This is a genomic window from Novosphingobium sp. NBM11, from assembly GCF_015390225.1.
Taxonomy (GTDB): domain Bacteria; phylum Pseudomonadota; class Alphaproteobacteria; order Sphingomonadales; family Sphingomonadaceae; genus Novosphingobium.
The window spans coordinates 4,112,973-4,125,797 of record NZ_VUOG01000001.1; the positions used below are offsets into that span (position 1 = coordinate 4,112,973).

13 protein-coding genes and 2 pseudogenes are annotated in these 12,825 nt (G+C 64.6%); 5 read left to right on the plus strand and 10 right to left on the minus strand.

The annotated features are described in order from the left end of the window. Positions 1–5: 5 nt before the first annotated feature. The 3 genes from F1640_RS19910 to F1640_RS19920 are packed head-to-tail and all read right to left on the minus strand — an operon-like array spanning position 6 to position 1,205. Complete coding sequence (locus F1640_RS19910) at positions 6–470, minus strand: hypothetical protein (RefSeq protein WP_194921279.1); 465 nt, start codon at positions 468–470, stop codon at positions 6–8. Further along, positions 463–756, minus strand: a complete 294-nt coding sequence (locus F1640_RS19915; protein ID WP_010335699.1) for a DUF1971 domain-containing protein — start codon at positions 754–756, stop codon at positions 463–465. The genes F1640_RS19910 and F1640_RS19915 overlap by 8 nt, the downstream gene beginning before the upstream one ends. Beyond that, positions 753–1,205: a group III truncated hemoglobin gene (locus F1640_RS19920; RefSeq protein ID WP_010335698.1), complete on the minus strand. Its 453-nt coding sequence runs from the start codon at positions 1,203–1,205 to the stop codon at positions 753–755. Before F1640_RS19920 ends, F1640_RS19915 begins: the two co-directional genes overlap by 4 nt. Before the next feature lie 86 nt (positions 1,206–1,291). Between F1640_RS19920 and F1640_RS19925 the strand changes: the two genes are divergently transcribed. From F1640_RS19925 to poxB, 3 genes are all read left to right on the plus strand, one after another. Then, the gene (locus F1640_RS19925; protein ID WP_065846908.1) at positions 1,292–1,741 is read left to right on the plus strand and encodes an Rrf2 family transcriptional regulator; all 450 of its coding nucleotides are present in this window, start codon (positions 1,292–1,294) and stop codon (positions 1,739–1,741) included. Positions 1,742–1,907: 166 nt separating this feature from the next. After that, entirely contained in the window at positions 1,908–3,329 is a 1,422-nt protein-coding gene (locus tag F1640_RS19930; protein ID WP_065846905.1) for an IS1182 family transposase, read from the plus strand. After that, positions 3,326–5,035: a ubiquinone-dependent pyruvate dehydrogenase gene (gene poxB / locus F1640_RS19935; RefSeq protein WP_309229308.1), complete on the plus strand. Its 1,710-nt coding sequence runs from the start codon at positions 3,326–3,328 to the stop codon at positions 5,033–5,035. Before F1640_RS19930 ends, poxB begins: the two co-directional genes overlap by 4 nt. A gap of 20 nt (positions 5,036–5,055) precedes the next feature. On the opposite strand, the pseudogene F1640_RS19940 reads toward poxB, so the two are convergent. Continuing rightward, a pseudogene (locus F1640_RS19940) lies at positions 5,056–5,259 on the minus strand (fumarylacetoacetase); the annotation flags it as partial. A gap of 2 nt (positions 5,260–5,261) precedes the next feature. On the opposite strand from F1640_RS19940, the gene F1640_RS19945 reads away from it, so the two are divergent. Continuing rightward, on the plus strand, positions 5,262–5,405 hold the full coding sequence (locus tag F1640_RS19945) for a heme-binding protein (RefSeq protein ID WP_255530421.1): 144 nt from the start codon (positions 5,262–5,264) through the stop codon (positions 5,403–5,405). A 12-nt stretch (positions 5,406–5,417) separates the two neighbouring features. Then, positions 5,418–6,164, plus strand: a pseudogene (locus tag F1640_RS19950) (fumarylacetoacetate hydrolase family protein); the annotation flags it as partial. Positions 6,165–6,277: 113 nt separating this feature from the next. Here the strand turns inward: F1640_RS19950 and F1640_RS19955 are convergent. The 6 genes from F1640_RS19955 to F1640_RS19980 form a co-directional block, all read right to left on the minus strand. Beyond that, positions 6,278–7,927 carry a choline dehydrogenase gene (locus F1640_RS19955; protein WP_194920962.1) on the minus strand — a complete coding sequence of 550 codons (1,650 nt, stop codon included), beginning with the start codon at positions 7,925–7,927 and terminating at the stop codon, positions 6,278–6,280. 95 nt (positions 7,928–8,022) lie between these two features. After that, on the minus strand, positions 8,023–9,198 hold the full coding sequence (locus tag F1640_RS19960; protein WP_194920963.1) for an NAD(P)/FAD-dependent oxidoreductase: 1,176 nt from the start codon (positions 9,196–9,198) through the stop codon (positions 8,023–8,025). A gap of 24 nt (positions 9,199–9,222) precedes the next feature. Next, a complete protein-coding gene (gene lpdA, locus F1640_RS19965) occupies positions 9,223–10,635 on the minus strand; it encodes a dihydrolipoyl dehydrogenase (RefSeq protein ID WP_194920971.1) in 1,413 nt (470 codons plus the stop codon). A 2-nt stretch (positions 10,636–10,637) separates the two neighbouring features. Then, a complete protein-coding gene (locus F1640_RS19970) occupies positions 10,638–11,009 on the minus strand; it encodes an acyl-CoA thioesterase (RefSeq protein ID WP_194920973.1) in 372 nt (123 codons plus the stop codon). Continuing rightward, entirely contained in the window at positions 11,002–11,361 is a 360-nt protein-coding gene (locus tag F1640_RS19975) for an acyl-CoA thioesterase (protein ID WP_124807651.1), read from the minus strand. Before F1640_RS19975 ends, F1640_RS19970 begins: the two co-directional genes overlap by 8 nt. Positions 11,362–11,428: 67 nt before the next feature. Next, a complete protein-coding gene (locus F1640_RS19980) occupies positions 11,429–12,718 on the minus strand; it encodes a pyruvate dehydrogenase complex dihydrolipoamide acetyltransferase (RefSeq protein WP_194920974.1) in 1,290 nt (429 codons plus the stop codon). Positions 12,719–12,825 lie beyond the last annotated feature (107 nt).

Genomic DNA, 12,825 nt, shown 5'->3' on the forward strand with positions numbered 1-12,825 from the left:
TCCATTCAGAATAGCCCGTGGCTACCGCCGACCGCTCCAAGAATAGTTGTGATGCTGATGATGAGTAATAGTTGATGCAGTCGCGTCATTCGAGCGAAATCCGCCTCCGGTGACTTTGAATCTGCAAGTCGGCGGTGCAGATGCAGTGGCTCGATGACGAACAACATTAGCGCAAAAACGACCCAAAGCGCCACCATCAGGTGCATCCACCAGAACCGGGCGTCGAGGAAACGGCTCCACAGATCGGCGCGCACCACCAGCCACAGGCCGCTTGCGCCGGCAAGCAACACCCACAGGCGCGCCTGCCAGGCAAAGCGCGCCTCCATCTGCTGAAAACGGCGCAGGCGGTCCTGAGGCAGTTCCGTTGTCCTCAGCGTCGGCATCAGCACCCGGGTGACGAAGCCGACGCCGCCTATCCAGAACAGGACCGCGATGACATGCACCGCGCGAGCAAGGGCGAAGTCATCCACGGCCGGCGTCTTCGCCAAGGAACGGGCGTTCCCGGTAGAACTCGACCTGCATCGTCATGGGGCCGAGCGGAACGACATGATGGGTTGCTTGCGGCGGGATGATCGCGGGCCTGTCGGGCGTCACAAGCTGCTCGCTCGGCGGATCGACGAAAATGAGCCGCACTTCGCCGTCCAGCACCCGCAGCAATCCCCAGGTGCCCGCCTTGGTGCGATGATCGTTGCGTAGGGCATCAGGCAGGCTTTGCTCATCGAAGATCGGCGAGGCGCCATAGGGGGCGGGCGTCATGACGAGGCCCTCGCGGAAATGGCCGCCAGGCCGCCGCGGTCGATCTTGATGCCGGTCAGCAAGCTCTCGCCAATGCGCAGTGCCGCTTCGCGAAACCGATCCGCGACCGCGGCGTTCGGCGCGATCCGGTCAAGCGTCTGGTTCCAGAGCGACTGCCAGCGCGCGAAATGCGCCTCATCGAGCCCGCCGATCGCGATGTGCTTGCGCATCGGATTGCCGCTGAAGCGCCCGGATTCGAGCATGACCGAGGCCCAGAAATCCTTCATCCGCGCCAGATGATGCGGCCAGTCGCCGATCCGTTCCGCAAAGATCGGGCCGAGCATGTCGTCCTGGCGGACGGTGCTGTAGAACCGCTCCACGAGTTGCGAGATGAAAGCATCATCGATTCCGCAGGCGAGCGCGTCCGCCATCTTGCGCGCCCGCGCCTGCTCGGCATGGTTCGACGTCATTGCCTGCCTCGACTCGATTAAGATGTATTCCTATGCATGGTTTACGCGCGTTGGCGGATAAAACCAATATATGATATCCATCTTTTATGAGATTGTCCGTCCAGACCGACTATGCCCTTCGCACACTGATGTTCCTGGCCGTGAAGGACGGCCATCATTCGATCGCCGAGATCGCACACGCTTATGGCATCTCGAAGAACCATCTGATGAAGGTGGCGCAGCGACTGGCTGCGGAAGGATTTGTCGAGGGCGTGCGCGGTCGGAGCGGCGGCCTCAAGCTGGCGCGGCCCGCCAATGCCCTGAACGTCGGTTCGATCATGCGCGCCATGGAAGACACCGGGACCTTCGTGGAATGCTTCGACGCGGCGACCAACAGCTGCGTCGTGACGCCCGCATGCGGCTTGCGCCATGCCTTGGCAGGCGCGCTGGAAGCTTTCGCGCGACACCTCGATCAGTTCACCATCGCCGATCTCGTACCGGATTCCAAAAGCTACGGGTGGCAGCTCGATGCGCAAGCGGCCACTGCTTCGACGTAACGGAGAACCCGGCGATTCTGACCTCATCCTTCTCGGAAGCCCGCAACATCTGTAATGAGTTATTACGCCACCTAGCGCAGATGTTCAAAGCCAAGAACAAGCTTTTACTCATGAACCTGTCAGTGTAGAATCCAATTATCTTCCCATCCTCCACGCCGGGGTGTGCATGAGTTTTATTGAGGGACTCGCACGAGACCAGGTCAGCCTGCTTCCTCCTTGTGTTGATGACTATGTTTCCCCGGACGCATTGGTCCGAGTCGTCGATGCTTTTGTTACCAGCTTGAACTTGGCAGAGCTTGGCTTCGGTCGTGCTATCGCTGCGGTCACCGGCCGCCCTGGATACCATCCAGGCGATATGCTCCGGCTGTACATCTGGGGCTACCTCAACCAGGTACGGTCCTCACGCCAATTGGAACGAGCGTGTGTCCGCGACCTCGAAGCGCTTTGGCTAATGCGCCGGCTCGCCCCGGATTACCGAACGATCGCCTCCTTTCGTCATGACAATCCGGAAGCCATTGTCGGCGCCAGCGCTGCATTCATCCAGTTCTGCCGCGAAACCGGCTTGATCAGCGGTCGATTGGTCGCGCTGGACGGGACGAAGATGCGCGCGGTCGCGAGCCCAAAGAACATCGCTGGCGCCGACCGGCTGGCCCGTGACGTTGCGCACACCGAAAAGGAGATCGCCTACTACCTTGAACGGCTCGACATCATAGATGAGGCAGTGGCCCAGGGGTTCGACGATCAGCCCAAACATCGGGAGGCGTTCACCACTGCGATCGAGACCCTCGGGCGCCGCAAGGACAGGCTCGTGCGCCGGCAGGACATCCTGAAGGATCGCGACGAGACGGCTTTGGTCTTTGGCGAGTCCGACGCGCGGCCGATGGGCTATGGACGTTCTCCCAAGACACCCTGCTACAACATGCAAAGCGTGGTCGATGTAGATAGCGGCCTGATCATACATCACGACGTGACCAACGAGGCAAACGACAGCCAGCTCCTGCATCCAATGTCGATGGCGACGATGGAGGTGCTTGAGGTTAACGAGCTCAAAGTCCTGGCCGACGGCGGTTACTCCAACGCCCAGGCGGTCGCGCAATGCGAGCGCGACCATATTGAGGTCGCGGCGCCGATCAAACGCGGCGCCATGAGCACCGATTTTTTCCGGCCAGCGCAGTTCGTGTATGATGAGGGGACCGACACAATCCGGTGCCCCGCCGGCAAGACGTTGAGACCATCCGGCAAACATACCCGCAACCGTGCGATCCGATATAGAACGTCCGCATGCAAAGACTGTCGGCTGAAGAGCCGATGCACGTCCGGCGCCCAACGGACCATCCATCGGTTGTTCGACCAGGCGGCGCTGGATCGTATGGAGGCCAGAATCTACGCGGATCCGAGCTTGATGGTGACCCGCCGATGTACTGTAGAGCACCCCTTCGGCACGATTAAACGGATGTCCGGCGGCGGAAGGTTCCTCACGCGAGGTCTCAGAGCGGTAAAGGCCGAAGCGGCTCTCTCGATTGTCGCCTTCAACATCCTCCATGCAGTAAATGCCTTCGGTGTCGAGCGACTGACGCCAGCGGGGTGAGACGCGCGTCGCTGTGCTGGTGGCGGCGGATTAGACGAATGAGTTTTTGCACAGCCTGGGGAGACAGCCTCAACGGATTGAACGAAAGCCTTCGACGGCTGGGCACGATTCAATGGATGATGACGCGCCACGAGGAGGTGGCGGCCTTCGCAGCGGGCGCCGAAGCCGGCCTTACCGGCAAGCTGGGCGTTTGTGCCGGGTCGTGCGGGCCGGGCAATCTCCACCTCATCAACGGGCTGTTCGACTGCCATCGCAACCATGTGCCCGTGCTGGCGATCGCGGCGCATATCCCATCGTCGGAGATAGGCCTGGGCTATTTTCAGGAAACGCATCCGCAAGAGCTGTTCCGAGAGTGCAGCCACTTCGTGGAGCTCGTCAGCAACCCCAAGCAAATGCCGGAGGTGCTTCACCGCGCCATGCGGGCCGCGATCGGAAAGCAAGGCGTCGCTGTCGTGGTGATCCCGGGCGACGTCGCGCTCGCGGAGGCACCCGCCGGGGCCGCGACCGTCTTCCCGGTGCTACGGCCCCCACGGCTGCTTCCGCATCCGTCGGATATCGACCAGCTCGTCGCGCTGCTCGACGAATCGCGAGCAACCGCGCTGCTGTGCGGCAGCGGCTGCGCCGGTGCTCATGACGAAGTCGTCGCGCTGGCAGACAGGCTCGGTGCCCCGGTCGTTCATGCGCTGCGCGGCAAGGAGCATGTCGAATGGGACAACCCTTTCGATGTCGGCATGACCGGTCTGATCGGCTTTTCGTCGGGCTATCACGTCATGGAAAACTGCGACACGCTGCTCATGCTCGGCACCGATTTTCCCTACCGCAACTTCTATCCCGAAAGCGCCAGGATCATCCAGATCGATCGGGACCCCTCGCAAATGGGCAAGCGGGCTCCCCTTGCCTTGGGGATCGTAGGTGATGTCGGTGAAACGGTCCGCCAGTTGTTGCCGCGGTTGGAGCGTCGTGAAGATAGAACGTTCCTGACCCGATCGCTGGAACACTATGCCGGCGCTCGCAAGGGGCTCGATAGCCTCGCCACCCCTGACAAGCCCGGCCGACCGGTCCACCCGCAATACATCACCAAGCTGGTCAGCGATCTCGCAGCCGACGATGCGATCATCACGGCCGACGTCGGGACACCCACCGTATGGGCCGCACGGTATCTCAAGATGACGGGGAAGCGGCGCCTGCTTTTTTCGGGCAATCACGGCTCGATGGCCAACGCCCTGCCCCAGGCGATGGGGGCGCAGGCCGCCTTCCCCGATCGGCAGGTCATTTCTCTCTCGGGAGACGGCGGGTTCGCCATGTCGATGGGCGATTTTCTGAGCCTTGCGCAACTCGGTCTGCCCGTGAAGGTCATCGTGTTCGACAACAGCCTGCTGGGCTTTGTCGCGATGGAACAAAAAGCGGGCGGATTCCTTGACGTGAACGTACAGCTGCACAACCCGGACTTTGCCGCGATCGCCGAGGCGTGCGGTGTCCTGGGCCTCCGCGTCGAGGATTCCGACGCGCTCGAGCCCGCCCTGCGCCGTGCCTTGGCGCATCCCGGGCCGGCTTTGGTCGATGTGCGAACCGCACCCCAGGAACTGGCGATGCCGCCCGCGATAAAACTCGAGCAGGCAAAGGGCTTCAGCCTTTATATGCTCAAAGCGATCATCAGCGGTCGCGGCGACGAGATCATCGAGCTTGCCCGGACCAATCTGCGCTAGTCGATGACAGGGCGACAGTATCAGGATTCCGTTTCAGCCCCGAATACCGCAGCGAGGATTTCCGCCCGGCAAGGCCCGAAGCCGATCGGCACGAAGCCATCGGCCCGGGCCTTGCCGCCGAAGGCGATCTCGTCGCCGTCGATCAGGAACGAACGCTCCTCGCCACCCGGCAGCGTGATCGGCGCTTTGCCGCCCCGCGTGATTTCCATGAGGCTGCCGAGGCCCGATGCTGCCCGCGATCGGGTCGCTGCCCATCAGGATCGATGGCCGGGTCATCGGCGCTATCGGCGCGAGCGGTGCGCCGTCCGCGGTGGATGTGGCGGTGATCACTGCGGCTATCGAAGCCGTGGTCGGCCCCATCGGCAGCTGAGGACGATCGAACATGCGTCTCCTCGCTTACCAGGACAGCACGGGTCGCGCGCTCGGCGTGTCGACCGACGGGCTCAGCTTCCATCCGATCGCGGCACTGGCGCCCGATCTGCCGACCGACATCGAAGCATTGCTTGGTATCGACGGCGCGCTTGATCGGCTGGCCCGACTGCTCGCGGCAGCCGGGCCTGGTCACCCATTGAAGGACGTCACGCTCCTTCCTTTTCTCGGCCGCTCCAATGCGTTCTGGGCACTCGCACTCAACTTCAAGACGCATATCGCCGAGACGGGTCTCACCACGTCACTCGACTATCCGCATCTCTTCCTGCGCACGGCTGCCTCCTATGTCGGAAGTGGCGAGCCGATCCTCGCCCCGCCGGAAAACATCGCGAAAGCCTTTGACTACGAGGGCGAACTGGGGGTCGTGATCGGCAAAGCCGGCCGGCATATTCCGGTCGAACGCGCGCTCGAGCATGTAGCCGGTTATACGATCGTCAACGAAGGGTCGGTCCGCGAATACCAGATGCACAACCGCCAGTTCGGTCTGGGCAAGAATTTCGAGGCATCGGGCAGCTATGGCCCGTGGATGGTAACACCCGACGAGTTCGGCGATCCGACCCGGCACTGCCTCGAGACACGCCTGAACGGCGTGGTTCGCCAGCGTTCTGGTCTAGATGACCTGCTGGTCGGCGTTGCCGAGACCGTTGCCTATCTCTCACAAGGCTATCGCCTGCGCCCCGGCGACATGATCGCCATGGGCACGCCCGGCGCGCTGCCGCCGTCCGAGGATGATGCGGAAGGACGCGACCTTTCGCGCCAATATGGTCCCTTCCCGACGCCGGGGCTGGTCCACATGCGGCCGGGCGTCAACCCTCACCCCGCCACCGGCACCTCTTCCGGTGGCAACGGCACCCTGCCCCGGATCACGTCGGCGATCTTTTCCGCGATCATGATCGTGGGGGCGTTGGTGTTGCCGCCGATCAGGGTGGGCATGACCGAGGCATCGACCACGCGCAGGCCTTCGAGGCCGATCACCTTCAGGTCCTTGTCCACCTCGGCGAGGGGATCGGTGGGCAGGCCCATGCGGCAGGTGCCCACGGGGTGGTAGATCGTCTCACCCTTGGCGCGGATGAAGGCGTCGATTTCCTCGTCGGTCTGCACCTGCTCGCCCGGCGCGAACTCGGCGCCCCGGAACGCCTCGAGCGCGGGCTGGGCGACCACCGCGCGGGCCATGCGCACGCCTTCGCGCACCGCGCGGCGGTCATCCTCGGTCGAGAGGAAGTTGGCGAGGATCGCCGGATCGTTATAGGGATCGGCCGAGGATAGCGAGACGGTGCCCCGGCTTTCGGGCCGCAACTGGCAGACGTGCATGGTAAAGCCATCCTGCTTCACCGCGACCTTGGCATGGTCCTGCATGATCGCGAGCACGAAGTGGAACTGCAGGTCCGGCCGGTCGAGGTCCAGGCGGGATTTGAGGAAGGCGCCCGCCTCCAGCCCGTTCTGCCGCCCCGGCCCCTTGCCGGTGAGCAGGTATTGCAGGCCGACCTTGAGCTGCTTCAGGCCCTTCGTATCGTTATAAAGCGTGATCGGCTGCGGGCACGTCCAGTTGAGCGTGACGTCAAGGTGATCCTGGAGGTTGCCGCCCACGCCCTTGCGCGCATGAACCGGGCGGATGCCGTGGCGGGCCAGCGCCTCGGGATCGCCGATGCCCGAGAGGTTGAGGATCTGCGGCGACTGGAACGCCCCGGCGCAGAGCAGCACCTCGCGCGCGGCGTGCGCGGTTTGCACCGGCTTGCCTTTGCCCAGGCTGTATTCCACTCCCGTCGCCCGGCCGTTCTCGATGACGATGCGGTGGGTACGGGCACCGGTCACCACCGTCAGATTGGGGCGCTGGCCCACGATCGGCTGAAGATAGCCGCGCGCCGCGCTCCAGCGCTGCCCATCGCGGATCGTCAGTTGATAGCGGCCGAAACCTTCCTGATCGAAGCCGTTGAAATCGGGAGTGATCTTGTGCCCGGCCTCGCCCCCGGCGCGGATCACGCCGGCATAGAGCGGATGGTCGGACCGTTCGCCCCAGCTGACCGAAAGCGGCCCGCCTTCGCCGTGGTAGGTCGAAGCGCCATCCTCGAAGTTTTCGGCGCGTTTGAAGTAGGGGAGCGTTTCGGCATAGGACCAGCCGTCCAGCCCAAGCTGCCGCCAGTGATCGTAATCGCGCGCGTGGCCGCGAATATAGACCATGCCGTTGATCGCGGACGAACCGCCCAGCCCCTTGCCGCGCGGATGCCACAGGCGCCGGCCGTCCATGAACGGTTCCGGCTCGCTCCAGAAGCCCCAGTTGAACTTGCTCTTTTGCTTGATCAGCGTACCCACGCCGGCCGGCATCCGCACCAGCACAGAGGTATTGCGCCCGCCCGCTTCGAGCACCAGCACCCGGACGCCGGGATCTTCGCTGAGCCGCGCGGCCAGAACCGATCCCGCGCTGCCCGCGCCGATGATTATGTAATCGTATTCGCCCGAAGCCATGGCACGCCCATCCCGATACCGTTCTTATTGACATGCTTGTCATCAAGAACGCGCCTGAGCGCAAGCGCATTTAGGCGATCGGTTAAATTACCGTTCTACAGGGCTAGACCGGCGGCCTTGCCGCTGGCCCAGGCCCACTGGAAATTGTATCCGCCTAGCCAGCCGGTGACGTCAACCGCCTCCCCGATCGCATAGAGGCCGGGCACCGTGCGCGCCTCCATCGTCCGGGAGGAAAGGCCCGCCGTATCGATCCCACCGCCGGTGACTTCGGCCTTGGCGAAGCCTTCGGTGCCGTTGGGGTGGAAGCGCCAGTCGGCAAGCCGGGCTTCGGCCGCGCGCAAGGCCTTGTCGGTCATGCCGCCAAGCTCGCCACCGCCGCCTAGCCGTTCGCACAGGGCAGTGGCAAGCCGCTCGGGCAGCGCTTCGGCCAGCACCTTGCGCAGCGCCACGCGGGGCCGTTCACGCTTGGTCGCCAGCAGCCATTCGCGCGGACGGTCGGGCAGGAAATCGATACCCACCGCTTCGCCATGGCGCCAGTAGGACGAGATCTGGAGAATGGCGGGGCCGGACAGGCCCCGGTGCGTGAACAGCGCGGCCTCGCGGAACGCCGTTTTGCCGGCGCGCGCGGTCACATCGGCCGAAACGCCCGACAGATCGCGGAACAGGGCCTCGTCCCCGCCCAGCGTCAGCGGCACGAGCGCCGGGCGGGGTTGCACCACTTTCAGCCCGAAGCGCCGCGCCAGATCATAGGCGAAGCCTGTCGCGCCCATCCTGGGAATCGATGGCCCGCCCGTGGCCAGCACCAGCGCCGGCGCGGTGAAGGTTCGTCCGCTGGCCTCCACGCGAAACAGGCCATCGGCATGGCTGACCTCGCCCACCGCCATGGCGCACAGCACCTCGACCTGCCCTGCCGCGCATTCGTCGAGCAGCAGGGACACGATCTGCCGCGCCGAACCATCACAGAACAGTTGCCCCAGCGTCTTTTCGTGCCAGGCGATGCCATAGCGGTCGACCAGCGCGATGAAGTCGGACGGGGTGTAGCGGCTCAGCGCCGATCGCGCGAAGTGGGCATTCTGCGAAAGATAGCGGTCATGCGCGGTGTGGATATTGGTGAAGTTGCACCGCCCGCCCCCGGAAATCAGGATCTTCCGGCCAGGCTCGTCCGCGTGATCGAGCAAGGCCACGCGGCGGCCGTTCTGCCCGGCGGTGGCCGCGCACATCAGCCCCGCCGCGCCGGCGCCCAGCACGATCGCATCATGAGTCGCGGTCATGCCGGAACGCCGGAGTGGTCAGGATCAGATATGCAGCGCGCGCCCGTAGGCGGCGAGCACGCTTTCGTGCATCGATTCCGAGATCGTCGGATGCGGGAACACGGTGTTGATCAGTTCGGCTTCGGTCGTTTCCAGCGTCTTGCCGACGACGTAGCCCTGGATCATCTCGGTCACTTCCGCGCCGATCATGTGCGCGCCCAGCAGTTCGCCGGTCTTGGCGTCGAACACCGTCTTCACGAAGCCTTCCGGTTCGCCCAACGCGATCGCCTTGCCGTTGCCGATGAACGGGAACGTGCCGACCTTGAGCGTGTAGCCCGCTTCCTTCGCCTTCGCTTCGGTCAGGCCGACGCTGGCGATCTGCGGGTGGCAATAGGTGCAGCCCGGAATGTTGCCGCGATCCATGGCGTGCGGATGCACATCCTTGTTGCCCAGTTCCTGCGCGATGGCTTCCGCCGCGATCACGCCTTCATGGCTGGCCTTGTGCGCCAGCCACGGGCCGGGGGTGACATCGCCGATCGCCCACACGCCCTTCACGTTGGTGCGGCCATGGCCATCGATCTGGATGATCCCGCGTTCGGCCTTCACGCCCAGCGTTTCCAGGCCGATGTTCTCGGTATTGGGCACGATGCCCACCGCGACGATGACGTGGCTGAACTGGCTTTCGACCACCTTGCCGTCCTTGCCCTTGATCTTCGCCTTCACGCCACTGGCACTCACGTCGAGGCTTTCGACGCCCGCCCCGGTCAGGATCGTCATGCCCTGCTTGACCAGCGCCTTTTCGAGGAAGGCGGAAACGTCGGCGTCTTCCACCGGCACGACCCGGTCCATCATCTCGACGACCGTCACTTCCGTGCCCATATCATTGTAGAAGCTGGCGAATTCGATGCCGATCGCGCCCGATCCGATGACCAGCAGCTTGCTCGGCTGTTCCTTCGGCGTCATCGCGTGGCGATAGGTCCACACGCGGTTGCCATCGGCCTTGGCGAACGGCAGGTCGCGCGCCCGCGCACCGGTGGCGACAATGATATGGTTCGCGGTCAGCGTCTCCACGCCCTTGTCACCGGTCACTTCCAGCGTGCCGGGCGCCTTCAGCACGCCGGTGCCCATGTGGACGGTGATCTTGTTCTTCTTCATCAGGTGCGTGACGCCCTGGTTCAGCTGCTTGGCCACCCCGCGCGAACGCGCGACCACCGCTTCGATGTCGGCGCGGATGTTGTCCGCAGCCAGGCCATAGGCCTTGGCGTGCTTCATGTGGTTGTACACTTCGGCCGAGCGCAGCAGCGCCTTGGTGGGGATGCAACCCCAGTTCAGGCATATGCCGCCGAGCAGTTCGCGCTCGACAATCGCGGTCTTGAGGCCGAGTTGCGCGGCGCGGATCGCCGCGACATAGCCGCCGGGGCCGGATCCGAGGACGATCAGGTCATACTGTTCAGCCATGTTCACTCCACTGTATCGATGGCGCGCGGCCGGCCATCATCGGCCAGCAGCACGAATTTGAATTGCCCGCGCGCGACCTCGGTCACGCCTTCGCCATTGCGTTCGCGCCCTTCCCCCCGCGCGACGATCGTCAGAGAGGTGCGCCCCCGCGCAACGATTTCGGCATGGACGGTCAGTTCGTCGCCCACCGCCATCACGCCCGGAAAGGTAAAGTCGGTAGCGGCGACCACCACGGCCTTGCCCTTGCCCCGGCGCGAGGCGAGCGAGCCGGCGCCCAGCGCAAGCTGGCTCATCAGCCAGCCTCCGAACACCCCGCCATAGGGATTGAGGTCGGTTGGCATCGCGGTCACGCGGATGACCAGTTCCTCAGCCATGCGCGTTCTCTCCCACGGGAATCGGCGGCACCGCGCGCGGCTGCCGGCTCTCGTCGATGGCCACGAAGATGAACCGCGCCTGCGTCACGCGCTGCCGCTCGTTCCCTGTGCGCGGCCGCCGCCAGGCTTCCACGTCGATCACCATCGACGTGCGGCCCACCGAGGCGAGATCTGCATAGACCGTCACTTCATCCCCGATGTGAACGGGGTGGTGGAACTTCATGCCTTCCACCGCGATCGTCGCCGCGCGCCCCATCGAATGCCGGGTGGCGACGATTCCCGCCGCCATGTCCATCTGCGCCATCAGCCACCCGCCGAAGATGTCCCCGGCCGGATTGGCGTCCGCCGGCATCGCCGTGATGCGGATCGCCGGCTCCGAACCGGGCAGCGGCGGGTTGTCGACGTCCGACACGGCGGGGTCAGGCGACCAGGCCGAGCGGGTTTTCGATCAGCGCTTTGAACGCCTGCATCAGTTCGGCCCCATCCGCGCCATCGATTGCGCGATGGTCAAAGCTGCCGGTGGCGCTCATCACGGTGGCGATCGACAGCGCGCCATCGACCACATAGGGCCGCTGCTCGCCCGCGCCGACCGCCATGATCATGCCCTGCGGCGGGTTGATCACCGCATCGAACTGCTTGATGCCGAACATGCCGAGGTTCGAAAGCGAAGCCGTGCCGCCCTGATACTCATGCGGCTGCAGCTTGCCTTCGCGCGCCTTGTTCGCCAGTTCCTTCATCTCGGTGGCGATCGTGGAGATCGACTTGGTGCCGGCATCGACGATGATCGGCGTGATCAGGCCCGAAGGCGCGGCCACGGCCACCGAGATGTCAGCACGGCTGAAGCTGCGCAGTTCGTCGCCAGCGAAGCTGACGTTGCACTTGGGCACTTGCAGCAGCGCCTTGGCCAGCGCCTTGATGATGAGGTCGTTGACCGAGAGCTTCACGCCCTGCGCTTCCAGCGCCTTGTTCAGCTGGCCGCGCAGCTTGAGCAGCGCGTCGAGCTGGATGTCGACGGTCAGGTAGATGTGCGGGATGGTCTGCTTGGCTTCGGTCAGGCGGCGCGCAATCGTCTTGCGGACGTTGTTGAGCTTCTGCGCTTCGTAGGGAATGCCGAAGTCCGGAACGCTGGCGGCGGCGGGAGCCGTCGCGGGCGTCGGGGCTGCTGCCGGCGTGGCGGCCGGGGCCGAAGCCACAACAGGCGCGGTCGCAGGCTGCGCGCCCGCAACATCGGCCTTGACGATCCGGCCATTGGGGCCGGTGCCCTTCACGCCGGCCAGATCGATGCCCTTGTCGGCGGCGATGCGCTTGGCGAGCGGGCTGGCCACGACGCGGTCTCCCTTGGGCGCGGGCGCGGCGGCAGCCACGGGAGCGGGAGCCGGCGAAGGCGCGGGTGTCGCAGCAGGGGTCGGCGTGGTGGCTGGCGCGGGAGCCGGGGTGGCCTTGGGCGCGGGTGCGCTGGCGCCTTCGTCCTCGCCCGCGAGCGTGGCGATCACCGTGCCGACCTTCACGCCTTCGCTGCCTTCGGCAACGTCGATGGAAACGATCACGCCTTCATCGACCGCCTCGAACTCCATCGTGGCCTTGTCGGTCTCGATTTCGGCCATGATGTCGCCGGACGAAACCGTGTCGCCCACCTTCACCAGCCACTTGGAAAGCGTGCCTTCTTCCATCGTCGGCGAAAGCGCGGGCATCTTGATGGCTATGGGCATGGCGCAGTTTCCATCCTTGGTTATTGATTTGAACAAAAAGCAACCAAATAGGTTATTTCAGGCTGCCTCACCTCTTGTCGCCATTTCAACGGCCTTGCCTTGCGGGT

What these genes read in the sequence shown, in the direction of transcription:
- F1640_RS19915 (WP_010335699.1), bottom strand. Translation starts at nt 756, where the DNA reads ATGACGCCCGCCCCCTATGGCGCCTCGCCGATCTTCGATGAGCAAAGC.
- F1640_RS19920 (WP_010335698.1), bottom strand. Translation starts at nt 1,205, where the DNA reads ATGACGTCGAACCATGCCGAGCAGGCGCGGGCGCGCAAGATGGCGGAC.
- F1640_RS19925 (WP_065846908.1), top strand. Translation starts at nt 1,292, where the DNA reads ATGAGATTGTCCGTCCAGACCGACTATGCCCTTCGCACACTGATGTTC.
- F1640_RS19930 (WP_065846905.1), top strand. Translation starts at nt 1,908, where the DNA reads ATGAGTTTTATTGAGGGACTCGCACGAGACCAGGTCAGCCTGCTTCCT.
- F1640_RS19945 (WP_255530421.1), top strand. Translation starts at nt 5,262, where the DNA reads ATGCTGCCCGCGATCGGGTCGCTGCCCATCAGGATCGATGGCCGGGTC.
- F1640_RS19955 (WP_194920962.1), bottom strand. Translation starts at nt 7,927, where the DNA reads ATGGCTTCGGGCGAATACGATTACATAATCATCGGCGCGGGCAGCGCG.
- F1640_RS19960 (WP_194920963.1), bottom strand. Translation starts at nt 9,198, where the DNA reads ATGACCGCGACTCATGATGCGATCGTGCTGGGCGCCGGCGCGGCGGGG.
- lpdA (WP_194920971.1), bottom strand. Translation starts at nt 10,635, where the DNA reads ATGGCTGAACAGTATGACCTGATCGTCCTCGGATCCGGCCCCGGCGGC.
- F1640_RS19970 (WP_194920973.1), bottom strand. Translation starts at nt 11,009, where the DNA reads ATGGCTGAGGAACTGGTCATCCGCGTGACCGCGATGCCAACCGACCTC.
- F1640_RS19975 (WP_124807651.1), bottom strand. Translation starts at nt 11,361, where the DNA reads ATGCCGGCGGACGCCAATCCGGCCGGGGACATCTTCGGCGGGTGGCTG.
- F1640_RS19980 (WP_194920974.1), bottom strand. Translation starts at nt 12,718, where the DNA reads ATGCCCATAGCCATCAAGATGCCCGCGCTTTCGCCGACGATGGAAGAA.